The following is a 25,814-nucleotide window of genomic DNA, read 5'->3' on the forward strand; positions in this document are numbered from 1 at the left end:
GGGAAGCCTCCCTCGAGATAAGGTATCTTTGAGCCGTGGAAGACCACCACGTTGATAGGCCGGGTGTGGAAGCGCAGTAATGCGTGAAGCTAACCGGTCCTAATTGCTCATTTCGCGCTTGAGAGTCTCACCATCATCGACGGCCCTGCCGGCGATCTGGAATGGTTCTCGGCTAGATGCCCAGAATACCCAAGTGCACGATTTCTAGATTTCCTGTTTTGCGCTGGCCCCATAGCTTGGTGACCATAGCGTCCGTGACCCACCCGATCCCATCCCGAACTCGGCCGTGAAACCGGACAGCGCCGATGGTACTACTGCCTAAGCAGTGGAAGAGTAGGTCGTCGCCAGGCTTTGAAGCCAGCGCATTGCAGGAAAACCCATTCACAATCTCATTCAAAGCCGCTGCCGGCCAGTCCGAGCGGCGGCTTTGTTGTTTCGAGCTCAGCCGCTCGGCGGCACGCTTCATGCGTGTCGGCGTAGGTTGAGCGAAAGTTGGCGCGGGGTGGAGCAGCCCGGTAGCTCGTCAGGCTCATAACCTGAAGGTCGCAGGTTCAAATCCTGCCCCCGCAACCAACAAATCACCGCTAGGCCAAAGGCCTGGCGGTTTTTTTGTGCCCGCCAAAGCAGCCGCGCTCGCCTTGGGAGACCCGTCCTTGCGGGGTCACTGCGTGAGCGAAAACACGAACACCGCGCTGCCGCGCTCGTGGCCGATGAGGTCGGGTGCGAAGCCTTCGACCCAGCCTCCCCAGCCGGTCGGAACGGCGATATATTGCCTGCCGGCGACGCTGTAGGTGACGGGATTGGAGTGGATCCCCGTGCCGGTCCGGAATTGCCAAACCTGCCGCCCGGTCGTTGCATCGAGCGCGATGAACTGGCCATCGGGAGTGCCGACGAAAACGAGGCCTCCGCCGGTGCTGAGCAGCGACGCGAGGATCGGAAACTTGTAGCGCCAGTGCCAGGCGAGCGACCCGTCGGTGCGAAACGCCTTCACTCCACCGCCGTGCATCTGGCCAGGCGAGATCTGGAAGTCGCCGCCGAGATAGTCGAGGCTTTCCTTGAACTCCTGCTCGAAGCCGCGGACGGTCGCGCAATAGTCGAGATAGGGCGTGTAGAGGAGGCCGGTGCTGCGGCTGTAGGTCGCGTGCGGCCATTCCTTGGCACCGGCCGGCCCCGGGCATATCTCGGTGCCCTGCGGAGTGGGGACCGCGGCCGGGATCACGGCGCCGCTGGCCGGATCGATCCGGCCCCAGGTCATGCGCCCGCCGAAGGGCGTCACGCTGACCCTCTGGCCAGTGACCCGGTCGAGCACGAACATGTACCCGTTCTTGTCGAAGTGGGCGAGCAGCCGCCGCCCGCCTTGCTCGAACAGGATGTTCTCGTTGACTCCGTCGTAATCCCACACGTCGCCCGGCGTGTACTGGTAGTGCCAGCGGATCGAGCCGTCGTCCGGGTCCATCGCCAGCACCGAATTGGTGAACAGGTTCGAGCCCGGCCGGTTGGACTTGTGGAACACGGGTCCCGGGTTGCCGGTGCCCCAATAGACGAGATCCAGCGCGGGGTCGTAGGTGCCGGTGATCCATGCCGTGCCGCCGCCGCGGTACGATGCGTCCGTGTTGCCCCAGGTTTCGGACCCCGGCTCGCCCGGCGCGGGGACGGTATAGCGCCGCCACACCCGCTGCCCGGTGGCGATGTCGAATGCGTCGATATGGCCGCGAACGCCATATTCCGCACCCGACGAGCCGACGATGACGAGGTTCTTGACGACAAGCGGGGCCATCGTCGAGCTCTCTCCGGCACGCGGGTCGAGCCACACGGTGCGCCAGACCGGATGCCCGGTGCGGGCGTCGATCGCGATCAGATGGCCGTTCGGGCTCGAATAGAAGACTCGGCCCCGAGCGACGGCGACACCGCGATTGACGTTGCCGCAGCACAGCGGGATGTCGAGCGGGATCTGGTGCCGATAATGCCACAGCTCCTCGCCCGTGGCGGCGTTGATCGCCCACACGTGCCCGTCGAAGCCGGACAGGAACATGACTCCGTCGACGACGATCGGCGCCGACTCCAGCGAGTAGGCGGGCGGGGTCGCCATCAGCCCGATGGGCGCGGACTGGAACACCCATGCCGGCCTTAGCCGCGAGACGTTGCTGGCGTTGATCTGGTCGAGTGCCGAGAAACGCTGGCCGTCGTAGGCGCCGTAATAGGTCAGCCAATTGTGCGGCTCATTCCTCGCGCCGACGATCCGCTCGAAGGTAACCGAGTCTGCGACCGGCGGCGCCTGGCCCCGCTGCGCGGAATCGAGCGGCGGCCCGTCGAACGGCTTGGCCGTCTGGGTAATCGGCCACTGCGGGCCCATCTGCGATGGATAGCAGCTCGCAAGGCCGCCCATTAGCGCGAGTGCAAAAAGCTTAGTGCTGATGCGCACGCGGGGGCCTCCTTCCGCCGGGTTGAGGCTGGCGAGGACGGTCGAGGCGCGCTCCTGGTGGCACCTCGCCTTTCACGAACACAAAGCCGAGCATTCCCCGGGGCGCGTGGTTCGCGACCGGGCAGCCGAACCAGTAGAGACCGGGCTCGTCGAGCGTGACACGGACGACGCCCCGGGTCTGCGCGGGCAGCTGGAGCAGCTGCCGGCTGCCGTTGCTGGGAGCGAACATGGCGTGCGGCCGGTGATCCTCGTTGGTGATGTCGATCTCGAGCGTTCCGCCGCGCGGCAGGATCAGGATCGCCGGGTACCAGAGGTATTCGTCTTTGGGCACTCGAATGCGGCTGCGCATGATTCCGTCGGCTCCGACCGACGCCCGCATCGCTCCGCCGGTTGCGTAGAGCCGCCCGATCAAGGCCTCGTTGGGCGCGTCGAGATTAGGCAGTTCGTTGAGCACGACCGCCATTTCCGGGTCGAGCTGGGCGAGCACATTGGGGCGCAGGATTCCCAAATATTCGCAGGCGGCAAGGGTGCTGCAAAGCAGCGCCGCAGCACCCATCCGCAACAGGGGCCGTCGGTTCATCACCAACACTCCTTCCAGCCCAAACCGCCCCCGGCCGCTTGGAAGAGACGGTCATTCTATCCCTCAACGACGGTGTTGGAAATAACCCCTGTTGCCCCAAGCCGGTTCAGGGTCCGGCTTCGAATGCGCGCCTTCCACTCCATCGCCCGCCGCACCCGCCTCTCGACCGACGGATGCGAATAGAAGATCGCTTCCTGCACGGGATGCGGCCGCGGGTATCGATACTCGGCGGTCTTGACCAGGGCCGACGCGAGCCCGTCCGGCTCGTTCACCGTCCGCAGCGAATAGGCATCCGCTTCGCTCTCGCCGATCCGCGACAGAGCGTTGGTGATCGGCATCGCCAGCAGCGCGAACAGCGAAACCAGGAACAGCAGCACCGGAACGCCGCGCGGCTCGCCGATCGCGGCGGTCGAGCCGAACGCGCGAGCGAACGAAGGGAACAGGCGATCGGCGAGGAAGAACAACAGCACCGCCAGCAGCGAATAGACCGCGACTCCGCGCCACACGTGGCCGAGCACGTAATGGCCGACTTCGTGCCCGGTCACCGCCCTCACCTCCTCGAGCGACGCCTGCTTCAACGCGACGTCCGAAATCGCGATTCGCGCCGATCCGAGCACGCCCGAGACATTGGCGGTGAAGTTGTTCGACTGCCGCGAACCGTCGTACATGAAGATCCGGTTGGCGGGGATGTCCGCCTGCTGCGCCATCTCCTCGAGGGTGTCGCGCACCGGCCCCGCCGGCACCGGCTGGTACTGGTTGAACAGCGGCTCGATCAGGATCGGCGAGAGCAGCATCAGGAACGCGAGCGCGGCCGCGGTCAGGCCGCCCGACCAGATCCACCAGCGCCGGCCGGTGCGGTTGATCAGCGCATAGACGCCGAGCAGGAACAGCCCGCCGATCACCGCCGTAAGCAGCCCTGCGATGGTGCCCTGGACGAGGAAGTCGCCGAGCGGCTGGCTGGAGCGGTCGTACGCCCGCTCGCGCCACCAGCCCTCGTAGATCGACCATGGGAGACCGAGAATCCCGGAAATCAGAAGATAGGTCGCGGCGACGAGAAAGGCGCGCATCGCGAAACTTCGCCGCTCGAGCCTCGCCTGGAGCCGGTCGAGGACCCCCCAGCGGACCACCAGCCAGGCGATGACCCCGGTGACGATCAGTCCCCACAAGAGGTGCCAGTGATTGCCGATCGTGTAGGCCGCCGCCTTGTCCAGATTGTCGGCGCCGACACTGTCGATGTAGCGGGCGGTCGCCGTTTGGGCGTTGAATGCCATCATCCCCTCCAGCCGCATCGGCCCGCTGCCGTTTTACCGCGCGCCGTCAGCCGCGCCAGCCCTTGCGGTTGTGGCATCGAAACGGCTTTCGAAGCGTCTTTCGATGACACCAAATGGAGGGCGCGATGGCTTCGGTGAGATTGAGATGGAAACTGCTGCGTGATCTTGATCAATGGCTGACGGTGCCGATGGCGCTGCTCAGCCTCGCGTGGCTGCTGATCGTCGTGTGGGAGCTGGTTTCCGGCTCGACGGAATTGCTGACCACCGTCGGCACGACGATCTGGGTCATTTTTATCCTCGAGTTCGCGATCCGCTTTTCGCTGGCTCCCGACAAGCTGCCGTTTCTGAAATCGAACTGGTTGACGGTCCTCGCGCTTGCGGTGCCGGCGCTGCGCCTGTTCCGCGCTCTGAGTTTCCTGCGCGCGGCGCGAGCGCTCCGTGGCTTCCGCCTGGTGCGCATCGTCGCCACCGCCAACCGCAGCATGAATGCGTTGAAGGGCACGCTCCAGCGGCGCGGCTTCGGCTACGTCGCCGGGCTGACCGTCCTGGTTATCGGCCTCGGGGCGGCCGGCATGCTCAACTTCGAGAACGCCCGCGAAGTCGAAGGCGGCTTTCGCGATTATGGCCACGCCTTGTGGTGGACGGGCATGCTGATCGCCAGCATCGGCACCGACTTCTGGCCGTCGACGACGGAAGGCCGAGTCCTCGCCATGCTCCTCGCCCTCTATGGCCTCGCGATGTTCGGCTACATCACCGCCACCTTCGCCAGCTTCTTCGTCGGTCGCGACGCTCAAGAGGCGCGGGGTCCGGTGGCCGGCAGCGGGGACGTCAAGCTGGTGCTGAAAGAAGTCCGTGCTCTCCGCGCCCAGCTGGCGACGAGGACCTGAGTCGGAACGCGGCGGCGCGGAGGCGATTTGTCCCCCAATGGCCAGGACCCAAGCCCCTCCGGCGCCGATGGAAGCGCTGCTCGCCGCCGAGCTGCCCGACGGCGAGGGCTGGCAATACGAGCCCAAGTGGGACGGCTTCCGCTGCCTCGCCGGCCGCGGCGGCGGCAAGGTCGAGCTCACGTCCAAGTCGGGCAAGCCGCTGGGGCGCTACTTCCCCGAAGTCGTCGCGATGCTCGAGACCCTGAAGGAAAAACATTTCCTGCTCGACGGCGAGCTGATTCTGCCGGTCGGAGACTCGTTGTCGTTCGAGGCACTGCAGATGCGGCTGCACCCGGCCGAAAGCCGGATCCGCAAGCTGTCGCGAGAAACTCCGGCCGAGTTCATGCTGTTCGACCTGCTGTCGCTCGGCGCCAAGTCGCTCGCCAGTCAGCCGCTGGCGGATCGCCGCGCCGCGCTCGAGAAGTTCTACGCGAGGCAGCGCGTTACGGGATTGCTGCTGTCGCCGGCGACCCGCGATCATGATGCCGCGCTCGGCTGGCTGAACCGCAGCGGCGGCGCCCTCGACGGGGTGATCGCCAAGCGGCTCGACCTCGAATACCGGCCGGGCGAGCGGGCGATGGTCAAGGTCAAGCAGCAGCGCACCGCCGATTGCGTGGTCGGCGGCTTCCGCTACGCCGAGAAGAAGAAGGAGGTCGGCTCGCTTCTGCTCGGCCTCTATGACGGCTCCGGCTTGCTCCACCATGTCGGCTTCACCTCCGCTCTCAAGGCCGAGGACCGGCCGGCGCTGACGGACCAGCTCGAAGCCATGGTCGAGCCGCCAGGCTTTACCGGCAATGCCCCGGGAGGCCCGAGCCGCTGGAGCACCGCCCGCTCGATGGCCTGGCAGCCGCTGCGGCCCGAGCTGGTCGTCGAGGTGCGCTACGACCAGGTGACCGGCCGCCGCTTCCGCCACGGCACCGGCCTTGTCCGCTGGCGGCCCGACAAGGACCCGATGCAGTGCACCTTCGACCAGCTCGCCCCCGGGCTGCGCCCGTCCGAGCTTGCCGAGCTGTTCGCCGCATGACCGCGCTTCCCGGCCTTTTCGACACTCCGCCCGTCGCCGGCCTCAAATACGCCGAGAGCGTGGTCAGCCGTGCCGAGGAGCACGAGTTGCTGGAGCGGCTTGGAGGGCTCGATCTCGCCCCGTTCCGCTTCCACGGATGGCTCGGCAATCGCAAGACCCAGAGCTTTGGCTGGCGTTACGATTTCGAGGACTCGAGCTTCACTCCGGCCGAGCCGGTGCCCGATTGGCTATCGCCGCTGCGCAACCGCGCGGCGAGCTTTGCAGGCCTGGGACCCGACGAGTTCGTGCATGTTCTGCTCGCTCGCTACGACCCCGGCGCCGGCATCGGCTGGCACCGCGACCGCCCGGTTTTCGACAAGGTCGTCGGGGTCTCGCTGGGCTCGCCGGCGACCCTGCGCTTCCGCCGCCGAACGGCCAGCGGTTTTCAGCGCTCGAGCCTGCCTGTGGAGCCGCGCTCGGCCTATCTGCTCACCGGCGAAGTCCGCCATGAGTGGGAGCACAGCATCGCGCCCGGCGAGCAGCTGCGCTTCTCGATCACCTTCCGGTCGCTTTCGGATTCGGGGCGAAAAAAAGCCCAAGCTCAGCGCATCTCGTAGCCCGCCAGGCACTCCGCGACCCACCGGGCGGCGGTCAGCGCGCTGAGGTCGGTCGGGTCGAGCGGCGGGTCCCATTCGGTCAGATCGATCACCCGCACGCGCGGGTCGGAGGCCAGCTTGCGCACCGCGGCGAAGAAGTCCGCGACCGCCATCCCGCCCGGCCGAGCGCCCGGCGCGGCCGGGAATTGCGAGCGGTCGATCACGTCGATGTCGCAGTCGATCACCAGCGCGTCGCAATGCGCGACATGGTCGAGCGCGTGGGCGATCGCCTGGTCGATGCCTTCGCGCCGGATGTCGCCCATCGTCACGACCAGATTGCCGGCCTCCTCGGCGGCGCGGTGCATCGCCAGGCTGTTGGCGAAGCTCGCAAGCCCGACCTGGGCGATGTTGGCGCCCGGCAGCCCATCCTCGAGCAGGGCGCGAACCGGATTGCCGTTGCTCAGGCCCTCGGCCGTGTCGCGCATGTCGAAGTGCGCGTCGAGGGTGATGAGGCCGATCTCCTCCAGTTCGCCGCCGAGCCCGAGCACTGCCGGCCGGGTGATCGCATTGTTGCCCCCCACGAGGAGGGTCAGCGCATGCGCCTCGGTGCTTTCGCGCACCGCGACGCTCAACGGCGCCGTCGCCTGCTCGATGGTCATACCGGCGACATCGACATCGCCGCGGTCGCCGATCCGGGTCGCGAGCTCGCGCCCGGTCTCGACGTCGTATCGCCCGATCCGCTTCATCGTCGCGCGCAACAGCGCCGGCGCAAGGTCGCACGAGCCGGCGCTCACCGAGCCGGCGGCGAGTGGAGCGCCCAGCAGGCCGACCGGCGCGGCGCCGGGGCGCTCGACCAGCAGCTCGGCGAGATTGGGCCATCGGGACGGCGGGCTCGGCATCCTTTTGACGGTAACACCGGCGCTGCCCTAAGGCGATTCCGACATGTGGGACCGCCTCCTGATCGACTGCCACGTCGCGACCATGGATCCGGCTCCCGGCGATCCCCTGGGCGTGATCCGCAACGGCTCGATCGGCATTCAGGACGGCAAGGTGGTCCGCGTCGGCAAGCGCACCGAGCTCGCCGGCTTCCGGGCCAAGGAGGTGGTGGCGCTCGACGGCGCCTGGGTGACCCCCGGGCTGATCGACTGCCACACCCATCTGGTGTTCGGCGGCAACCGCTCCGACGAGCATGCGCTACGCCGCTCGGGCGCTTCGTACGAGGAGATCGCCCGGGCCGGCGGAGGCATCGCCTCGACTGTCGCCCGGACCAGCGCCGCTTCGGAACCCGAGCTGCTCGAAAGCGCCCGCGGACGATTGCACGCGTTGATGGCCGGCGGAGTGACGACCGTCGAGATCAAGTCGGGCTACGGCTTCGATCCCGGCGCCGAGCTGCGGCTGCTCGAGGTCGCCAGATCGCTCGGCGCGAGCGAGTCGGTGCGGGTCGTCGGCACCCTGCTGGCGCTGCACGCCTTGCCCAGGGGCCGGGACCGCGCCGAGTTCGTCGACGAAGCGGTCGAGCAGCTGATCCCGGCGGCCGCCAAGGCCGGGCTGGCGACCAGCGTCGACGCCTATTGCGAGACCATCGGCTTCAGCCCCGAGGAAGTCGCGCGCCTGTTCAAGGCGGCCGCCGATCACGGCCTTCGGGTCAAGCTCCACGCCGAGCAATTGTCCAACCAGAACGGCGCCGCGCTGGCGGCCGAGCACCGCGCCCTGTCGGCCGACCATCTCGAATATCTCGATGAGGCCGGCGCCAGGGCGATGGCCGAGGCCGGCACCGTCGCGGTGCTCCTGCCGGGTTCCTTCTACGCGCTTCAGGAAACCCGCAAGCCGCCGGTCGAGCTGCTGCGCGAGCATGGCGTGCGAATCGCGGTCGCGACCGACTGCAACCCCGGCACCTCGCCGCTGCTGTCGCCGACCCTGGCGATGAACATGGCCTGCACCCTGTTCACCCTGACGCCCGAGGAAGCGCTCGCCGGAATGACCATCAACGCCGCGCACGCGCTCGGCCTCGCCAAGCAGATCGGCAGCATCGCTCCGGGCAAGGCCGCCGACCTTGCCGTGTGGCGCCTCGAAAGCCTGGTCGAGCTCGGCTACTGGATCGGCCTGCCGGGCCCGGCCCGACGCATTTTCGCAGGGTTGGACGCTTGATGGCCACCGACGGTCCGCGCCGCGACAACAGCCGCCAGATCCGCGCCCGCCGCGGCAGCGACATCGTCGCCAGGAGCTGGGCGACCGAAGCGGCGGTCCGGATGCTGATGAACAACCTCGACGACGAGGTCGCCGAGGACCCGCAAAGCCTGGTCGTCTACGGCGGCATCGGCCGGGCGGCGCGCAACTGGCCATGTTTCGACACCATCGTCGCGACATTGGAGCGGCTCGAGGACGACCAGACGCTGCTCGTCCAGTCGGGCAAGCCGGTCGGCGTGTTCCGAACCCACCGCGATGCGCCGCGGGTGCTGATCGCCAACTCGAACCTGGTTCCCAAATGGGCGAACTGGGAGGTGTTCAACGAGCTCGATCGCGCCGGGCTGATGATGTACGGCCAGATGACCGCCGGCTCGTGGATCTACATCGGCACCCAGGGCATCGTCCAGGGCACCTACGAGACGTTCGCCGAAATGGGCCGCCAGCATTACCGCGGCGACCTCAAGGGCAAGTGGATCCTCACCGCGGGCCTCGGCGGGATGGGCGGCGCGCAGCCGCTGGCGGCGGTGATGGCCGGCGCCCATTGCATCGCCATCGAATGCCAGGAAAGCCGCATCGCCAAGCGCCTTGAGACGCGCTACCTCGACCGGAGCGCTCGGAGCGTGGATGAGGCTCTGGAGATCGTCCGGACGGCAACCGAGCCGACGTCGGTTGGGCTGATCGGCAACGCGGCGGAGATCCTTCCCGAAATGCTCGCCCGCGGCATCCGTCCCGATGCGCTGACCGACCAGACGAGCGCCCACGATCCCGCCAACGGCTACTGCCCGATGGGGTGGAGCGTCGCCAAGTGGCAGAAGATGCGCGAGCGCGACCCGGCCGCGGTCGCCGAGGCTGCCCGAATCTCGATCGCACGCCATGTCGAGGCGATGCTGTCCTATCGGGAAATGGGCGTTCCGACCTTCGACTATGGCAACAACATCCGCCAGGAGGCGAAGGACGCCGGAGTCGTCCACGCGTTCGATTTCCCCGGCTTCGTCCCCGCCTACGTCCGGCCTCTGTTCTGCCGCGGCATCGGGCCGTTCCGCTGGGTCGCTCTGTCCGGCGACCCCGAGGACATCTACCGCACCGACCAGCGCGTGAAGGAGCTGATCCCCGACGACCCGCACCTCCACCGCTGGCTCGACATGGCGCGCGAGCGAATTGCGTTCCAGGGCTTGCCGGCGCGCATCTGCTGGGTCGGCCTCGGCCAGCGCCACCGGCTCGGCCTCGCGTTCAACGAAATGGTCCGCAGCGGCGAAGTGTCGGCACCGATCGTCATCGGCCGCGACCATCTCGACAGCGGCAGTGTCGCCTCGCCCAACCGCGAGACCGAGAGCATGAAGGACGGCAGCGACGTCGTCTCCGACTGGCCGCTGCTCAACGCGTTGCTCAACACGGCGTCGGGAGCGACGTGGGTGTCGCTCCACCACGGCGGCGGGGTCGGCATGGGCTATTCGCAGCACGCGGGCATGGTGATCGTCGCCGACGGCACCGACGCCGCCGCGCGGCGGTTGGAACGAGTCCTGTGGAACGACCCCGCCACCGGAGTCATGCGCCACGCAGACGCCGGCTATGACGAGGCGATCGCCTGCGCCAAGGAGCAGGGCCTGGACTTGCCGATGGTCGCCGAGTGAAGTTTTCATCTATCACCGTTCGGGCTGAACTTGTCGAAGCCCTGCCTTTATTCCTACGCAGCAGCAGGACAGCCCTTCGACAGGCTCAGGGCGAACGGAGCAAGGAGTGAGGCTCAACCCCGAAACCATCGATCTCGCGACCTTGCGCCGGCTGTGGCAGGGCGAGGCCGCGAGCCTCGACGAGGCCGCGATGCGGCGCGTCGCCGCCGCCGCCGCCTCGGTCGAGCGCATCGTCGCGAGCGGCGAGACCGTTTACGGGGTCAACACCGGTTTCGGGCTGCTGGCCAACACCCGAATCCCCGACGAGCGACTCGCCGAGCTGCAGCGCAACCTCATCCTGTCGCACAGCGCCGGCCTCGGGGAGCCGCTGCCGCGCCACGTCACCCGGCTGATGATCGTCCTCAAATTGCTCGGGCTGGGACGCGGGTTTTCCGGCGTCCGGCTGGCGATCGTCGAAGTCCTCCAGGGCCTGCTCGACCGCGACGCGATGCCGGTCATCCCGAGCCAGGGCAGCGTCGGCGCGTCGGGCGATCTCGCCCCGCTCGCGCACCTGATCGCCGCGCTGATGGGCCACGGATCGATCGACATCGCCGGCGACATCGTCGCCGCGCCGGCCGCGCTTCGACTGTTGGGACTCGAGCCGCTCGAGCTCGCTCCCAAGGAAGGCCTGGCGCTGATCAACGGCACCCAGGCGAGCGCCGCGATCGCGCTCGACGCCTTGTTCACGGGCGAGCGGGTGTTCGCCGCAGCAATCGCTGCCGGCGCACTGTCGGTCGACGCGCTCAAAGGCTCGGCCAAGCCGTTCGACCCGCGCATCTCCGCGCTCCGCGGCCAGCCTGGCCAGATCCGCGTCGCGGCCGAGATCGCGGCGCTTCTGGAGGGCTCCGAAATCCTCGCCAGCCACGGCCGCTGCGGCCGGGTCCAGGACCCCTACAGCTTCCGCTGCCAGCCGCAGGTGATGGGCGCCGCGCTCGACCTGCTCGCCAGTGCCGCCCGGACTTTGACCATCGAGGCTGCCGCCGTCACCGACAATCCGATCGTCTTCGGGGCGGGTGGGGAAGAAGGCTCCGGCACGGCGATCTCCGGCGGCAATTTCCACGGCCAGCCGGTCGCCTTCGCCGCCGACATGATATCGCTTGCCCTGTGCGAGGTCGGCTCGATCGCGGAGCGCCGGACCGCGGTGCTGATCGACCCCAAGTTGAGCGGCCTGCCGCCGTTCCTGAGCGAGGACAGCGGAGTCAATTCGGGGCTGATGATCCCGCAGGTCACCGCCGCCGCTCTGGTCGCCGAGAACCGCAGCCTCGCGTTCCCGGCCAGCGTCGATTCGATCCCGACGTCCGCCGGGCAGGAGGATCATGTGGCGATGTCGCCGATCGCCGCGATCAAGGCCGCGCGGATCGCCCGCAACGCCGCCGGGATCGTCGCCGTCGAGCTGATCGCCGCCGCGCAGGGCGTCGACTGCCACGCGCCGCTCAAGACTTCGGCCAGGCTCCAGCCGATCCACTCGAAGGTGCGGGCGCTGTCGCCGCACCTGACGTCCGACCGCTACTGGGCCGACGAAATGGCCGCGCTCCAGGCCGCCGTGCTGGCCGGCGAGATCGGGGTCGGTGACGTTCTAGACAGCTAGCCGCGGGAAGTTTGATGTGTTATGCTCAGCTAACACACGGAGGTAGAGGCGGAGCGCGCCATGTTTGAACGACACAAGGATCATTCAACACCCGCTGCGGCCATGGCCGAAATGACCGACATCGTTGTCGATCAGATCAGGAAGCTGGCCGAGCTGCGCGACTCCGGGGTCCTGACCGAAGAAGAGTTCGCGGCAAAGAAGGCGGAGCTGCTGGATCGGCTCTGACTTGGGGCCCTAGCTAACCGACCCGCGTCCAGCGCTGCTCCTTGCACAGCAGGCCGGCGAGCGCGCAGCCCTCGACCTCCATGACGTTGGGGCCGAGCTGGCGGATGGTCGCGGGCGCGTAGATGTTGCGCTTGGGAATGAAGCCCCGGCCCTTGTACACGCCGTTGCCGACCGGCCGGGCGCCGGTCAGGATCCGCGTGCCGATGAGGTTTTCAGTGCCGCCCTTGCGCGCATTGGCCTTGGCCTTGGCCGACGCCGAGACGACGGTCGCGCACCACGCCTGACCGCAGCGAGCGACCTCGATGACGACGCTGCGCTTCATATTCGTCCAGCGCCCCTCGACCGACGCCTGGGCGGCGGCCGGCACGGCGGCGAGGAACAGCAATGCGAAGCCGAGAAAAAATCGTTTCATGTCACCGATCTAGCAGCAGTTTGCGGCAACAATGGTTCATCCAGCTTGCCCGCCGATGAACGAAGGGCGGAAAATGCATGTCATGAGCGCGGCCACAGCAATTCGGCGAGAATGGCGACTGCGATGATGATGAAGATTGCGCCGACAGCCAGGTCGAGTCGCCGGCGCGTCTCCGGCCGCCCCATCGCCGCTGCCACGCGGCTGCCGGCGAAGATGTAAACCGACGCGATCGCGGCATCGATCGCCAGGGCGAGGGTTGCCAGCACCAGCAGCTGCGGAACCACGCTCCGGCTGCTATCGACGAAGGGCGGCAGCAGCGCGACGATGTAGATCAGCGCCTTGGGATTGCTGAGCGCGACCACAACGCCGACTCGAAGCGCGTGCGCGCTCGGCTTGCGCGCCGATTCGACGGTGTCGGTGGACGTTGCCGCGGCCTGGCGCAGCGCCTGCAGGCCCAGCCAGGCGAGGTAGAGCGCCCCGCCGACCGCGAGCATTCGGAAGGCGAGCGGGAAGGCCTGGGCGAGCGTGCCGAGGCCGAATGCCGCGAGCAGCCACCACAGCACATAGCCGAGCTGCACGCCGGCCAGCGCCGCCATTCCCGATCGCGCGCCGCGCCACGCCGACTGGCTCAGCACGAACAGCATCGACGGGCCCGGCACCAGGCTCGTCATGCCCGTCACCAGTGCGAACGCGACCAGTCTCTCGGCGTCGATCATTCCTGTCTTCGTGGCCGCACGACCGAAATGGCTCAATGGAAATCGCGGCTCTTGGGAATGATCTCGACGTCGCGCGGGTGTCTCCCCACCGGCGGGCGCCAGCTTCCCGGAGCGTCGCCCTGGCTAAGCGTCGAGGGCAGCGCCTCTTCGCTCAGGTGGCGGAGCGTGTGCGTGTCGTCCTCGAGCCGCCGGGCGATCACGTGGATCACGTCCTCGTCCCGCTGGACCACGCCGTGCACCGCCATCAGCCGCGCGCCCATGACGATCTTGCGCTGCTTGGCGAACACGTCGGGCCAGACGACGAGGTTGGCGATCCCGGTTTCGTCCTCGATCGTGATGAACACCACGCCCTTGGCGCTGCCCGGCCGCTGGCGGATCAGCACCAGGCCGGCGATCGACAGGCGCCGGCCGTCCCGGAGGGTTTCCAGCTCGCGCGCGGCGACGAAGCCGCGGCGTGCATAATGCTCGCGAAGGAAGCGCATCGGGTGCGCCTTCAGGCTCAATCGCACCGTCTGGTAATCGTTCACCACATGCTCGGAAAGCGGCATCGCCGGCAGCTTGGCGGGCTCGGCTTCGGCGCCTTCGTCGCGCGCATCGGCCGCCGCGAACAGCGGCAGGTCGGGCGCCGCCTTGAGCGCTCGCGAGTCCCACAAGGCTGCCCGCCGGTCGAGCTTCATCGAGCGGAACGCGTCCGCCGCCGCCAGCCGCTCGATCGCATGCACCGGCACCTGCCCACGCGTTCGGACGTCCTCGACGCTTGCGTAAGGCCGCGCTCCGCGCGCCGCGACCAGCCGCTCCGCCGAGTCGGCGCGCAAGCCCTCGATCATCCGCAGCCCGAGCCGCAGCGCGCCGTTCTCGAGCGTGCAATCCCACTGCGAGTGATTGACATCCACCCCGCGCACCTCGACCCCATGCTCGCGCGCGTCGCGGACGATCTGGGCGGGCGCGTAGAAGCCCATCGGCTGGGAATTGAGCAGCGCACAGGCGAACGACGCCGGGTAGCGCCAGCGGATCCAGCTCGACACGTAGACCAGGTGCGCGAAGCTCGCCGCGTGGCTTTCGGGGAAGCCATATTCGCCGAAGCCCTTGATCTGGTCGAAGCAGCGCTGCGCGAAATCGGGATCGTAGCCGCGCTCGATCATCCGCCCGACCATCTTGTCCTGCAGCAATTCGATCGTCCCGCGCGAGCGGAACGTCGCCATCGCCTTGCGCAATTGGTTGGCTTCGGCCGGCGTGAATTTCGCCGCGTCGAGCGCGATCTTCATCGCCTGCTCCTGGAACACCGGCACGCCCAATGTCCTGAGCAGGATCCGCTCCAGTTCGTCGGGCGGCCCGTGCTCGGGCGCCGGGCAGGGGAAGGTCAGCGGCTCCTTGCCCTGGCGGCGCTTCAAATAGGGATGCACCATGTCGCCCTGGATCGGCCCCGGCCGGACGATCGCGACCTCGATCACCAGGTCGTAGAAACAGCGCGGCTTCAATCTCGGCAGCATGTTCATCTGGGCCCGGCTCTCGACCTGGAACACGCCCAGCGAATCGCCCTTGCACAGCATGTCGTAGACGCCAGCTTCTTCCTGCGGGATCGTCGCCAGTTCCCAGCGCTCGTGGTGGTGCTGCTCGATCAAATCGAAGCTCTTGCGGATGCAGGTCAGCATGCCGAGCGCGAGCACGTCGATCTTGAGGATCCCAAGCTCGTCGATGTCGTCCTTGTCCCATTCGATGAAGGTGCGGTCGTCCATCGCCCCATTGCCGATCGGCACCGTCTCGGTCAGCGGCCGCTCGGTCAAAACGAAGCCGCCGACATGCTGCGACAGATGCCGCGGCATGCCGATCAACTGCTCGGCGAGCCTGACCGTGCGCTTGAGGTGCGGGTCGCCAAGATCGAGCCCGGCGTCGCCCGCGCGCTCGGCGACCATTTCCTCGCCCATCTGCCCCCAGATGGTCGAGGCGAGCGCCGCGGTGACGTCTTCGCTCAAACCCATCACCTTGCCGACCTCGCGGATCGCGCTTCGCGGGCGGTAGTGGATCACGGTGGCGGCGATCCCGGCGCGTGTCCGGCCGTATTTCTGGTAGATGTGCTGGATCACTTCCTCGCGCCGCTCGTGCTCGAAATCGACGTCGATGTCGGGCGGCTCGCGGCGCTCCTCGCTGATGAACCGCTCGAACAGCAGGTCGCTGGTCGCCGGGTCGACCGCAGTGATCCCGAGGCAGAAGCAGACCGCGCTGTTGGCCGCGCTGCCGCGGCCCTGGCACAGGATCGGCGGCGAGAGGCTGCGGGCGAAGGCGACGATGTCATGGACGGTGAGGAAATAGCGGGCGAAGTCGAGCCGGCGGATCAGCTCGAGCTCGTGGCGCAGCTGGCCGAGCACCTTGCCGGGAACGCCGCCGGGCCAGCGCTGCTTCGCCCCCTCCCAGGTCAGATGCTCGAGATGCTGCTGCGGAGTGCGGCCATCGGGCACCGTCTCGAGCGGATATTCGTACCGCAGCTCATCGAGGCTGAAGTTGAGCGCATCGGCGAACTGGCGAGTCGCGGAAATGGCATGCGGCCAGCGCTCGAACAGCCGCGCCATCGCTTCGGGTGGCTTCAAATGGCGCTCGGCATTGGCGTTGAGAAGGTATCCGGCGGCGGCGATGGTCACCTTCTCGCGGATGCAGCTCATCACGTCCTGCAGCGGCCGCCGGTCGGGCGAGTGGTAATGGACGTCGTTGGTCGCGAGGATCGCGGCGCCATTGGCCCGGGCAAAACGGTCGAGCCGCTCGATCCGCGCCTTGTCGTCGCCGCGGTACAGGTACGAGGCGGCGACGTGGCGCAGGGACGGCAACGCGCCGCGAAGCCGCGGCAGCTCGGTCTCGAACGCGTCCAGGTCGTCCTCCGGCCAGGCGATGAAGGCGATTGCGTCGGAATGCTTAGCGACGTCGGCGAGGCTCAGCTCGCACTCGCCTTTTTCGGCGCGCATCTTGCCCAGGCTCAGCAGCCTCGACAGCCGGCCATAGGCTTCGCGGTCGCGTGGGTAAGCGAGCAGGCTCGGAGCGTCGGTGAGATCGAGCCGGCAGCCGATCAGCGGCTTCACCCCAGCGGCCCTGGCGGCGCTGTGCATTCGGACCACTCCGGCCAGGCTGTTGCGGTCGGCGATGCCGATCGAATCCATGCCGAGCTCGAGCGCTTTCAGCACCAGCTCGATCGCATCCGATGCTCCCCGCAGGAAGCTGAACGGGCTGGTGACTCCAAGCTCGACGAACGGCGCCGGCGCAATCGGCTCGACCGGCCCGTCGCGAACCAGTTTCTTGCGGGCGAAGTTGGTATATTCGGGCATCAGCCGGGCGCTTCTCGATGGTTCATCCGAACAGGCCGTGCAGGTGCCAGGCCGGCGCTCCGCCGCGGCCGTCGCCGATCACCCCCTCGCGGTAGATCCAGAATCGCCGGCCGCTGGAATCCTCGACCCGGTAATAATCGCGCAGCCGCGCTTTCGACGGCGCCCGCCACCATTCGGGCGCGATCCGCTCGGGCCCTTCGACCCGGGCGATGTCGTGCACCGAGCGCCGCCAGACGAAGCGCCTCGGCACGCCTTCGGGGGTCGCATAGATGACGGCGATCGCTTCCGGCCGGTCGAGCAGGCGCTGGGGTCTCCTCCCCGGAACGGGGAGGGGGACCACCGAACGAAGATTCGATGGTGGAGGGGGAGCTGAGCGAGACTCCGAGCCCCCTCCACCACTCCGCTTCGCTTCGCGGTCCCCCTCCCCGTTCCGGGGAGGAATAGCGCTCATCCAGCCGCTCGCCCGTTCGGGCAAATGGCTGTCGCGCTGGACCGGGCGGCGCACCCGATCGGCTCCGAGGCGAGCCGCCAGCCGGTCGACCAGCCGAGCCAGCTCGAGCTCTTGGCGAGGCCCGCCGAGCAGCGCGTCCTGGGCCGGGTCGAGCGGCTCGCACCAGCGTGCGGTCAGGGCGAAACCGTCGAAGCCGAAGCCGGGATCGAGGGTCCGGACCTTGTCGGCCAGCAGCCGGACGATGTGCGCCGGATCGCGCGTCGGAAGCGCCGTTTCCGCCTCGGCCTCGCCGACCTCGCCGTCGACCCGGAAGCCGTGAAAGGCGATTCGCCGGGCGCCGAGCCGACGGCGGCCGAGCTCGCGCACCAGCGGATCGGCGAGGCGGGTGAGCGCGCCTGGCAGAACCGCCGGGTCGCTGGCCGGCTCGGCGAGCCTGAAGCTCGCCCGGGGCGGCGGCTCGCACGCAGTCGCGATCAGCGGCTCGGGCTTGCGGCCCAACGCCCGGTCGAGCGCATCGAGCGGGTTGTCGGCCTCGCGGAAGCGGCGGGCGAGCGCCCGGCGCGGCACTCCGGCCAGCGCGCCGATGGTCTTGAAGCCGAGCCGCTCGAGCGTCCGCACCGCCTCCGGCGAGAGTCTGAGCGCGGCGACGGGCAAAGGGGCGAGAAGGTCAAGACCCTCACCCCAACCCTCTCCCGCGCGCGGGAGAGGGAGGGACCCGCGAAGCGGGAGGGTGAGGGTCTTCCTTCCGTACCGAGCCAGCGCCCACGCCGCGCCGGGAGTCGCCGCGATCGCCACTCGGCTGGTCAATCCAAGCGCCGCGAAGCGCCGCTGCACATCCTCGACCAGCGCCGCCTCGCCGCCGAACAGATGGGCGACCCCGGTGACGTCGAGCCTCAGGGCGTCGCGGCCGTCGACCTCGACCAGGGGCGACCAGCGCGCCGCCCAGCGGGCGAGCTTCTCGACCAGCGCCTGGTCGCCCGCCGGATCGGCCGGGACCGCGATGAGGCGCGGGTCGAGCGCCCGCGCATCGGTCAGCCGGGCACCCGCCCGAGCGCCGCTTGCCGCCGCCGCCCGGGTCACCGCCGATATCACCAGCCCGTGCGTGCCCTCGATGGTCAGCACCACCGGCGCATCAGGCGGTAAGCCGCTCCCTTGCGTCTTGCTCCAGCGCTCGATCGCCAGGTGCGGCCACCAGACGGAAAGGATGCGCTGTTCCGGCTTGCGGCTCATGGGCGATGCTCCACCGCCCGGGCGGGCGGCCGCGGGCTCGGAACAGCTCGGCGTCCCACGCCGGATCGCCGGGAGCGCGCGGGTCGAACGGATGGGCTTGGCTCGGGCAGCTGGCGATCCGCCAGCGCATCCGCGCCCCACTCAAGTCGGCGCTGCCGCCGAGCCGCACCAGCCAGGCCGGAACGCCCGAGCGCTCCGACGCGACCGCGAGCCGCCGGGTGGCGGTGAAGTCGAGGCTCGCCGGGTTGCCCCACAGCTCGCCGATCACGGCTCCCAATGCGCCGCACCTTAAGCCCTCCTCCATCGCCCACAGCGCCGAGCGGGCGTCCCGGGCGGTGACGTGGATGAGCTCCGGGCAGCCGATTCCCGGCGGATGGACCCGCCCCGCCTCGAGGATCGCCATCCGCTCCTGCACCCACAGCAGCGGCTTGCCCGGGTCCAATTGCGCGAGCAGGAACCCGGCCCAGCCGCCGTCGCGCGGCTGGGCGGCGAACAGTTCGCTGAGCGTCGGTTGGGGCGGTCGAGGCAAGCGCCAGTATTCCGGCGCAGGCAGGAATCCAGTCTGGGCTCCTGCCTTGGGCCCCACCGAAGTAATACTTCGATGGGTGCCCTTCGCAGGAGCACAGTTTTCAGCCGGCCCGAAAGGCGCAACCCGCCTTCCGCCGGCGACCAGGGACAAGCCTCTCGCCACACGACTCGCAACGTTTATGTTCTACTTTTGTTCTTCTACCGCGAGTCGGGTAGCAAGAGTCAATGGAGCGACTCGGCGGGTAGTGGTCAGTTTGAAATTTTCGCGATTAGGTAGTTTACAAACCCGGCTAGCCTAATGTCTGCTTTCGACCCATTGCGGACATTAGCGCTGCGGCTAGTTAGCCCATGAACGCCGCTAATCGCATTGGTGTTGTGCAGCCGCGATATTCGCTGGCGAGACGGATTCTGTTTCCGATTTGGCTATCGCCTGCGGCGGTGCAGCCTTCCCCGGATCGCAATGTGCGTGGTCGCGATAGCGATCGGTCTTCGGCCGGCCTCGCGGTGTCAGATCCAGGAAGCCCCAGAACGGCTCGACCGTACCCAAGTGCCGTGGATCTTGGTCAGGCTCCATCAGGGGCTCGAAAAGCAGTTCCGACGCCCAACTCAGCCGGATCGTCCCGTCCTTGTCGCGGTGGAAGACGGTCATGAGCGGCTCTTGCTCGCCTGTCTCGTCCTCGCCATGGAAATCGCGCTTGAAGCTGTTGTTCGCGGCGGACACCAAGGTCACATTGCGCCAGCCGCGATCGCGGGCGAAGGCCATGACGCGCTCGATTGGCGCTTTCGTCACGGTCGCGAAGCTGGTGTCCGCACCTTCCAGGTACGGAAGCACGCAATCCCATTGGTCGAGCAACAACGTGCAGGACGGGCATGGTCCATCCTCGCGCGGTAGCTCGGCGACCGACGCACCGGCCATCCTGGGCCGCTCGTCCTCAGAGTTTCTGGGGAACATGTAATGATAGAAGAGCAGCGTATCGCTGCCCTGGCGGAACAGCTCCGACAAACGAACCTTGATCAGCTTTCCGTCACTGTCCCAGGCGTCGAACAGATAGTGATCACTGACTGCGGGACCGGGTGGGAGCGCCCGCCGCTCGGCGGCAACGGATTCCATTTCCTTGCGAAGCGCCACTTCGCGTTTGAGCAGCGCGTTGCGGGCCGAGCGATATTCCGACGACTCCTTGGGGAAGGTCCTTCCCATGATCGCCTCCTTCGGGATAACGCCAGCAACGTCTTTCTATAGAAAAGTCTCCCACGCTCTACCCGGGCTCGGGCCAGCGAAACAGATCGCCATCTCAGTCTTGAAGTCCGCATTCCACCCATTGCGGACATTACCCACTTGGGAGCCACGGCACCAAACGGTCAAAAAGTGGCGACGAGGCCGTTTCTCGGAACTTGGGCGATGGAACCTCAGTGCCCGGCCAGGTTTCATCCTGTAACTAAACATGTGTGACACTGCGGCGCCGGAGGCGCCATGACATATCAAAAGACCCTTGCTCTTCTCGCGCTTGTTCTTGGAGTGCTGTTGGTGCTTGGGCCGACCCAGGGTGGCGCCCAGGACAGGCGAACGGCTCATGTTCTGGAGATCGAGGGGGCTGTTGGGCCGGCGACTTCGGACTATCTCTCGCGTGCGTTCGACGCTGCGGCGCAAGACGGAGCGTCGCTGCTGATCCTCAGGATGGACACGCCGGGCGGGCTCGATACATCAATGCGCGAGATAATCCGGCACATTCTCGCGTCGCCAGTGCCTGTTGCCACCTACGTGGCTCCTAGTGGCGCGCGAGCGGCAAGCGCGGGCGCCTTCATTGTCTACGCGAGCCATGTCGCGGTGATGGCGCCCGGGACCAATGTAGGGGCGGCGACGCCGGTGCAGATCGGCGGTGGCGGAGGAGCCCAGCCCGGCGGTGGTTCAGCCGACGGCAACGAAGCCGCCAACGGTGCAGCCCCTCAGGGCCCGACCGGGTCGGAGCGTAAGGCGGTGAACGACGCCGTCGCGTACATCCGCTCGCTCGCCGAACTTCGCGGCCGCAACGTGGAATGGGCTGAAGAGGCGGTCCGCTCCGGCGCCAGCCTTTCCGCGACCGCAGCAGTCGAGAGGAACGTTGCAGACTTTATCGCCCGGGACATGGACGAACTCTTGAGCGGTCTCAATGGCAGGACGGTGACTGCAGCCGGGCGGCAAGTGACGATCGAGACCGAAGGGATGAGGCTGATTGAAGCCAAGCCCAACTGGCGCACACGCATCCTTAGCGCGATCACCAATCCCAATGTCGCGCTGATCCTGATGCTGATCGGCGTTTACGGGCTCATCTTCGAGTTCATGAACCCGGGTGCGCTGTACCCCGGCGCGATCGGCGCAATTTCGCTTCTGCTCGCCCTCTACGCCCTCGCAGCGCTGCCTGTGAACTTCGCCGGCATCGGTCTCCTCCTGCTCGGCCTGGCGCTGATTGCGGGCGAGGCTTTCTCGCCTTCATTCGGAGTGCTTGGCATTGCAGGCGCTGTCGCCGTCGCGCTCGGCGCGACGATCATGTTCGATACCGACATACCCGAGTTCCGGATCAGTTGGGCTGCGGCCGCTGGATTCGGGCTCGCAAGCCTCGCAGTCGTTCTGGTCTTGGCGCGCGTGGGCCTTTCCTCCCGAAACGCACGCATCGTCAGCGGCAGGGAGCAGATGGTCGGCGCCACCGGGGAAGTGATCGAGTGGTCCGGAGGCCGCGGCCACGTCTGGGTGCATGGTGAACGTTGGCGCGCGCGGGGCGTTGACGAACTGGCTGCCGGGGACGCCGTGGAAGTGCGCGAAATCGACGGGCTGACACTAACGGTCGCGCCCGCCACTGCGGCCGAAGGCTCCGACTTCAAGGCCAACAACTGATGGAGAGGCCAAATGGAAATGTTCGGCAACCTCACCTTCTTCATTCCGCTGATCCTGGTCGCGGCCCTGTTCCTGTTCGCGGCGATCAAGATCCTGCGCGAGTATGAACGCGGTGTCATCTTCACCCTCGGCCGCTTCACCGGCGTCAAGGGCCCGGGCCTCATCATCCTGATTCCGATTGTTCAGCAAATCGTTCGGATGGACTTGCGCACGCTAGTCTTAGACGTTCCCACGCAGGACGTGATCTCCCGGGATAACGTTTCGGTGCGGGTCAACGCCGTGATCTATTTCCGAGTGATCGATCCGGAGAAGGCGACCATCCAGGTCGAAGATTATATGATGGCGACGAGCCAGCTGGCTCAGACCACCTTGCGCTCGGTCCTCGGCAAGCACGAACTCGACGAGATGCTCGCCGAACGCGACAAGCTCAACGCAGACATCCAAGAGATCCTCGACTCGGCAACGGACGCATGGGGAATCAAGGTAGCCAACGTCGAGATAAAGCACGTCGACATCGACGAAAGTATGGTGCGTGCGATCGCGAGGCAGGCAGAGGCGGAGCGGGAACGGCGGGCGAAGGTGATCAATGCGGAAGGCGAGCAGCAGGCGGCGCAGAAGCTGCTAGAGGCGGGCCGGATACTTGGACAGGCGCCGGAGGCGATGCAGCTGCGTTACCTGTCGACGCTGAACGTCATCGCAAACGAGCGCAGCAACACGATCGTCTTCCCTTTCCCGGCGGAACTCCAAGAAGTCCTAGCCGGTGCCGCCCGGCGTGCTGAGCGGTAGAAATCATCAGACGCTAGCTCGCGGCTCAGGCATCGAAGCGTCCACTTGAATGGGAGATTGTCGCCTGCCTCAGTTGCGTCCGCTTTCCACCCAAAGCGGACTCTAAGCAGGGCAGCACCGCCAAGCTTCGGCTCCCACTCATCGATCCGGGTGGTGCGGAAGTTTGAGTGTTTAGTAACGTGGTTTCAACTCGGTTGGAGGACGGATAAGGTCGGTAAATCGTCCGCTAGGAGGTCGCGTTGAAGCCGGTCCTGTTGGTTGTGATCCTTGCCTTGGCCATCGCTGCATGTGACGGACCGAGCGAGCCAGCCTCGACCGCGGCGGAGACGACGGCCGAGCGGGATCCCGACTTCGCTCGAATGGCTACTGCAGGCAAGATGTTGTCAGACCTGCAGACCTATTTGGCATCCGGTGAACCGGCCCCGAGGACGTTCACATTTGATCGTCTCAACTTCGATCCGGGCTCGTCCGAGGTCCGTATTACAGACCAGCCGTCGATCCATACCCTCGCGCTTTCACTCAGAAAGAACCCTGATGTACGGGTCCGCATTGTAGGTTTTGGCGATGGGGAGCGCATTCGAACGAACAACAACTCCCTTGGTATGGAGCGCGCCACGGCCATCGTTCTGGCCCTCCGCAACGCCGGTGTAGAGCCGTCCCGGCTCGAGGCTGAGGCCGGCCGGGAAGCCCACCGGGGGCGGGCCGCTCAACTGATTGTTCTGCAGAAGTAGCACGACGCGATTACATCGGCGGTTTCTAATGTCCGCTATCCACCCAAAGCAGACATTACGCCCGCTTCTTGTAAGGCCCACGCTTGGCCGAACCCGGCGTTCCGCCTTCTAAACCAGCGCAACGATGTCACCGATTTCCCAAAGCCGATCGCTCACGCCAGCGGCCATTGCCGGGGTGATGCGGAGCGACTGATGGATGCGGACCCCTACCGCCCGGCGCCTTCCACTTCTTTCAGGAAACGCACGATCTCCGCCACCGCCAGGCGAGTGCCCTTCCGCGACACTGCAAAGCCCATGTGCGTCGAATCGACCTCCACCGCCTTGTCGCGGGTTTCTTCCGTGCCTCTGGCCGACGGAGCGCCGACGATCCCGTCGCGCCGCGACCACAGCGCCAGAGTCGGCACCGGCGGCTTCTCCTCACGGTCGGGGATCGGCGGGTCGTCGACCGGGTGACCGGCGACCCGCTCGTACAGCTTCCAGACGTTGGTGTAGCGGCGCCGGTCGCCCCACATCGGCGAACCCAGCGTCACCACCGCCCGCACCCGGTCCGGCTCGGCCCGCGCCAGCTCGCGCGCGTACAGCCCGCCGAGGCTCCAGCCGACCACCAGCATCGGCTGCTCGGCGCCGCACAGATCGACCGCCCGCTTCAGCCGCTCCAGAGTGTCGGCCTTCGCGCCCCAGTTCATCCCCTGCCGCCACGGATGGACCCGGAAGCCCGCCTCGGCGAGCGCCCGGCGCAGCTCCATGGTCGTGCGATCGTTGGCGATGAAGCCGGGGATGACCAGCGCCGGCGGCCCGTCGGCGGGGCCACGGGGCCGCAAATGCCCGAAGCCGCGCCAGAAACGCGCCGCCAGGGCGCCGACTTCCTTGAGCCGCTGCGCCGTGCCCGGTGCGCCGTCTTCGCTCAGAGGAACTTGCCTCCCATCAACTCCTGGAGCGCTCGTGGAAGCCGAACGCGCCCATCCTCGGTCTGGTGGTTCTCGAGCAGCGGCACGAAGATTCGTGGGGAAGCCAGCGCGGTATTGTTGAGCGTGTGAGCGAAGCGCACTTTGCCGTCGGGCCCGCGGTAACGAAGGTTCGCTCGCCGCGCCTGCCAGTCGTGCAGGGTCGAGCAGCTGTGCGTCTCTCGGTATTTGCCGAGGGACGGCACCCAGCTCTCGATGTCGTTCATCCTAAACTTGCCGAGGCCCATGTCGCCGGTCGACGTCTCGACCACCTGGTAGGGGATCTCGAGCGCCTGGAGCAGGCTTTCGGCCAAGCCCAGAAGCTTGGCGTGCCATTCGGCGGACACCGCCTCGTCGGCCTCGCAAATCACATATTGCTCGACCTTGAGGAACTGGTGGACTCGCAGCAGCCCGCGAACGTCGCGGCCGGCGCTGCCCGCCTCGCGCCGGAAGCAGGGCGAATATCCCGCGTAGAGGATCGGCAGCCGGTCGCCCTCGATGATCTCGCCCGAATGCAACGAGGTCAGGACGACCTCGGCCGTCCCGGCGAGCCACAGATCGTCGTTCGGCAGCTCGTACGTCTCTTCCTCGTGGCCCGGGAATTGCCCCTGGGCGGTGAACGCCTGCTCGCGGGCCAGCGCCGGCACGGTGATCGGGGTGAAGCCGGCCTCGGCGATCCGCTCGAGCGCCCAGGTCATCAGCCTGGCTTCGAGCAGCGCCAATCGACCCTTGAGGCAATACATCCGCGAGCCGGCGACCTGGGCGATGCGCGACAGGTCCGCCCAGTCGTTCTTCTCCATCAGCGCGACATGGTCGAGCGGCTCGAAGCCGAGTTCGGGCGGCGTGCCTTGGGTCCGGACGACAATGTTGGCGCTTTCGTCGGGACCGACGGGAGCGCCCTCCCACGGGATGCCGGGAAGCCGGAGCATGAGGCCCCGGAGCTCCGATTCCCGCTGATTGAGTCTGGTTTCGAGCTCGCTCGCCCTGGCGCCGGCTTCCTTGGCCTTGCGGCCGAGCTCAGCCTTCTCGTCCGCCGCCGCGGTCGGGAATTTGGCGCTGATCTCGTTGCGTTCGGCCCGGAGCGCCTCGATCTGCGTCTTGAGCCCGCGAACTTCGGTGTCGAGCGCAAGCAGCGCTTCGAGGTCGAAGTCGACCGCCTTGTCGCGGATCGCGCGCTCGACCGCGGCGCGGTTGGCCTTGACGAAGTCCATCCCCAGCATGGCCGCGGCAGTGCGCGAATTGGGTTGTCGAGGCAAGCTTAAGCCCGCCCCCTTCATGGGGGAGGGTTGGGTGGGGGTGGCGGCTGAGCTGCTAGGGCTTCTTCCGAAGAGTCCACCCCACCCCAACCCCTCCCCATCAAGGGGAGGG

The 25,814-nt window shown here is 67.3% G+C and carries 22 protein-coding genes, 1 tRNA gene, 2 rRNA genes and 1 pseudogene; 13 read left to right on the forward strand and 13 right to left on the reverse strand.

Annotated elements, in window-relative coordinates; translation table 11 throughout:
* From H0T81_RS08135 to H0T81_RS08145, 3 genes are all read left to right on the forward strand, one after another.
* Positions 1 to 122, forward strand: a 23S ribosomal RNA gene (locus tag H0T81_RS08135); the annotation flags it as partial.
* 113 nt (positions 123 to 235) lie between these two features.
* Positions 236 to 350 (forward strand): 5S ribosomal RNA (gene rrf / locus H0T81_RS08140).
* 146 nt (positions 351 to 496) lie between these two features.
* Positions 497 to 573: transfer RNA gene (locus H0T81_RS08145), tRNA-Met, on the forward strand.
* A gap of 88 nt (positions 574 to 661) precedes the next feature.
* On the opposite strand, the gene H0T81_RS08150 is transcribed toward H0T81_RS08145, so the two are convergent.
* From H0T81_RS08150 to H0T81_RS08160, 3 genes are read right to left on the reverse strand one after another with little or no spacing between them, the layout of a single operon-like run.
* Complete coding sequence (locus H0T81_RS08150) at positions 662 to 2,422, reverse strand: PQQ-dependent dehydrogenase, methanol/ethanol family (protein ID WP_294011686.1); 1,761 nt, start codon at positions 2,420 to 2,422, stop codon at positions 662 to 664.
* A complete protein-coding gene (locus H0T81_RS08155; protein ID WP_294011687.1) occupies positions 2,406 to 3,002 on the reverse strand; it encodes an MSMEG_3727 family PQQ-associated protein in 597 nt (198 codons plus the stop codon). Before H0T81_RS08155 ends, H0T81_RS08150 begins: the two co-directional genes overlap by 17 nt.
* A gap of 56 nt (positions 3,003 to 3,058) precedes the next feature.
* Entirely contained in the window at positions 3,059 to 4,273 is a 1,215-nt protein-coding gene (locus H0T81_RS08160) for a M48 family metalloprotease (protein WP_294011688.1), read from the reverse strand.
* A gap of 125 nt (positions 4,274 to 4,398) precedes the next feature.
* Between H0T81_RS08160 and H0T81_RS08165 the strand changes: the two genes are divergently transcribed.
* From H0T81_RS08165 to H0T81_RS08175, 3 genes are read left to right on the forward strand one after another with little or no spacing between them, the layout of a single operon-like run.
* On the forward strand, positions 4,399 to 5,160 hold the full coding sequence (locus H0T81_RS08165) for an ion transporter (RefSeq protein ID WP_294011689.1): 762 nt from the start codon (positions 4,399 to 4,401) through the stop codon (positions 5,158 to 5,160).
* A gap of 37 nt (positions 5,161 to 5,197) precedes the next feature.
* Complete coding sequence (locus H0T81_RS08170; RefSeq protein WP_294011690.1) at positions 5,198 to 6,223, forward strand: ATP-dependent DNA ligase; 1,026 nt, start codon at positions 5,198 to 5,200, stop codon at positions 6,221 to 6,223.
* Complete coding sequence (locus tag H0T81_RS08175) at positions 6,220 to 6,819, forward strand: alpha-ketoglutarate-dependent dioxygenase AlkB (protein ID WP_294011691.1); 600 nt, start codon at positions 6,220 to 6,222, stop codon at positions 6,817 to 6,819. The genes H0T81_RS08170 and H0T81_RS08175 overlap by 4 nt, the downstream gene beginning before the upstream one ends.
* Here H0T81_RS08175 and H0T81_RS08180 read toward each other — a convergent pair.
* A complete protein-coding gene (locus H0T81_RS08180; protein WP_294011692.1) occupies positions 6,804 to 7,697 on the reverse strand; it encodes an arginase family protein in 894 nt (297 codons plus the stop codon). The two genes, H0T81_RS08175 and H0T81_RS08180, sit on opposite strands and share 16 nt — an antisense overlap.
* A gap of 43 nt (positions 7,698 to 7,740) precedes the next feature.
* Between H0T81_RS08180 and hutI the strand changes: the two genes are divergently transcribed.
* The 4 genes from hutI to H0T81_RS08200 all read left to right on the forward strand — a co-directional run bounded on the left by hutI (position 7,741) and on the right by H0T81_RS08200 (position 12,468).
* The gene (gene hutI, locus H0T81_RS08185) at positions 7,741 to 8,946 is read left to right on the forward strand and encodes an imidazolonepropionase (RefSeq protein ID WP_294011693.1); all 1,206 of its coding nucleotides are present in this window, start codon (positions 7,741 to 7,743) and stop codon (positions 8,944 to 8,946) included.
* The gene (gene hutU / locus H0T81_RS08190) at positions 8,946 to 10,616 is read left to right on the forward strand and encodes a urocanate hydratase (protein ID WP_294011694.1); all 1,671 of its coding nucleotides are present in this window, start codon (positions 8,946 to 8,948) and stop codon (positions 10,614 to 10,616) included. The genes hutI and hutU overlap by 1 nt, the downstream gene beginning before the upstream one ends.
* 106 nt (positions 10,617 to 10,722) lie before the next feature.
* A complete protein-coding gene (gene hutH / locus H0T81_RS08195; protein ID WP_294011695.1) occupies positions 10,723 to 12,243 on the forward strand; it encodes a histidine ammonia-lyase in 1,521 nt (506 codons plus the stop codon).
* Between the two features lie 102 nt (positions 12,244 to 12,345).
* The gene (locus H0T81_RS08200; RefSeq protein WP_294011696.1) at positions 12,346 to 12,468 is read left to right on the forward strand and encodes an SHOCT domain-containing protein; all 123 of its coding nucleotides are present in this window, start codon (positions 12,346 to 12,348) and stop codon (positions 12,466 to 12,468) included.
* A gap of 13 nt (positions 12,469 to 12,481) precedes the next feature.
* Here the strand turns inward: H0T81_RS08200 and H0T81_RS08205 are convergent, their stop codons facing one another.
* From H0T81_RS08205 to H0T81_RS08230, 6 genes are all read right to left on the reverse strand, one after another.
* Positions 12,482 to 12,880: a DUF2147 domain-containing protein gene (locus tag H0T81_RS08205; protein WP_294011697.1), complete on the reverse strand. Its 399-nt coding sequence runs from the start codon at positions 12,878 to 12,880 to the stop codon at positions 12,482 to 12,484.
* 80 nt (positions 12,881 to 12,960) lie between these two features.
* Positions 12,961 to 13,596, reverse strand: coding sequence for a LysE family translocator (locus tag H0T81_RS08210; protein ID WP_294011698.1), 636 nt, complete (start codon positions 13,594 to 13,596; stop codon positions 12,961 to 12,963).
* A gap of 32 nt (positions 13,597 to 13,628) precedes the next feature.
* The gene (locus H0T81_RS08215; protein WP_294011699.1) at positions 13,629 to 16,907 is read right to left on the reverse strand and encodes an error-prone DNA polymerase; all 3,279 of its coding nucleotides are present in this window, start codon (positions 16,905 to 16,907) and stop codon (positions 13,629 to 13,631) included.
* 22 nt (positions 16,908 to 16,929) lie between these two features.
* Entirely contained in the window at positions 16,930 to 18,588 is a 1,659-nt protein-coding gene (locus tag H0T81_RS08220) for a DUF6504 family protein (RefSeq protein ID WP_294011700.1), read from the reverse strand.
* Positions 18,491 to 19,117 (reverse strand): recA-like protein, encoded by a 627-nt coding sequence (locus tag H0T81_RS08225; RefSeq protein ID WP_294011701.1) that lies wholly within the window; start codon positions 19,115 to 19,117, stop codon positions 18,491 to 18,493. Before H0T81_RS08225 ends, H0T81_RS08220 begins: the two co-directional genes overlap by 98 nt.
* Before the next feature lie 357 nt (positions 19,118 to 19,474).
* Positions 19,475 to 20,314 (reverse strand): DUF899 family protein, encoded by an 840-nt coding sequence (locus tag H0T81_RS08230; protein WP_294011703.1) that lies wholly within the window; start codon positions 20,312 to 20,314, stop codon positions 19,475 to 19,477.
* Positions 20,315 to 20,632: 318 nt separating this feature from the next.
* On the opposite strand from H0T81_RS08230, the gene H0T81_RS08235 reads away from it, so the two are divergent.
* The 3 genes from H0T81_RS08235 to H0T81_RS08245 all read left to right on the forward strand — a co-directional run bounded on the left by H0T81_RS08235 (position 20,633) and on the right by H0T81_RS08245 (position 23,502).
* Positions 20,633 to 21,985 carry a nodulation protein NfeD gene (locus H0T81_RS08235; protein WP_294011705.1) on the forward strand — a complete coding sequence of 451 codons (1,353 nt, stop codon included), beginning with the start codon at positions 20,633 to 20,635 and terminating at the stop codon, positions 21,983 to 21,985.
* A 12-nt stretch (positions 21,986 to 21,997) separates the two neighbouring features.
* Positions 21,998 to 22,771 (forward strand): slipin family protein, encoded by a 774-nt coding sequence (locus H0T81_RS08240; protein ID WP_294011708.1) that lies wholly within the window; start codon positions 21,998 to 22,000, stop codon positions 22,769 to 22,771.
* A gap of 239 nt (positions 22,772 to 23,010) precedes the next feature.
* Positions 23,011 to 23,502: an OmpA family protein gene (locus H0T81_RS08245; RefSeq protein WP_294011710.1), complete on the forward strand. Its 492-nt coding sequence runs from the start codon at positions 23,011 to 23,013 to the stop codon at positions 23,500 to 23,502.
* Between the two features lie 108 nt (positions 23,503 to 23,610).
* Here the strand turns inward: H0T81_RS08245 and H0T81_RS08250 are convergent.
* The 3 genes and pseudogenes from H0T81_RS08250 to serS form a co-directional block, all read right to left on the reverse strand.
* Positions 23,611 to 23,706 (reverse strand): annotated as a pseudogene (locus H0T81_RS08250) (IS1 family transposase); the annotation flags it as partial.
* Between the two features lie 2 nt (positions 23,707 to 23,708).
* Positions 23,709 to 24,323, reverse strand: a complete 615-nt coding sequence (locus H0T81_RS08255) for an alpha/beta fold hydrolase (RefSeq protein WP_294011712.1) — start codon at positions 24,321 to 24,323, stop codon at positions 23,709 to 23,711.
* A gap of 83 nt (positions 24,324 to 24,406) precedes the next feature.
* The gene (gene serS, locus H0T81_RS08260) at positions 24,407 to 25,666 is read right to left on the reverse strand and encodes a serine--tRNA ligase (protein WP_294011714.1); all 1,260 of its coding nucleotides are present in this window, start codon (positions 25,664 to 25,666) and stop codon (positions 24,407 to 24,409) included.
* Positions 25,667 to 25,814: the final 148 nt, after the last annotated feature.

The sequence above is a fragment of the Sphingomonas sp. genome (genome assembly GCF_013812825.1).
Lineage (GTDB): Bacteria > Pseudomonadota > Alphaproteobacteria > Sphingomonadales > Sphingomonadaceae > Sphingomicrobium.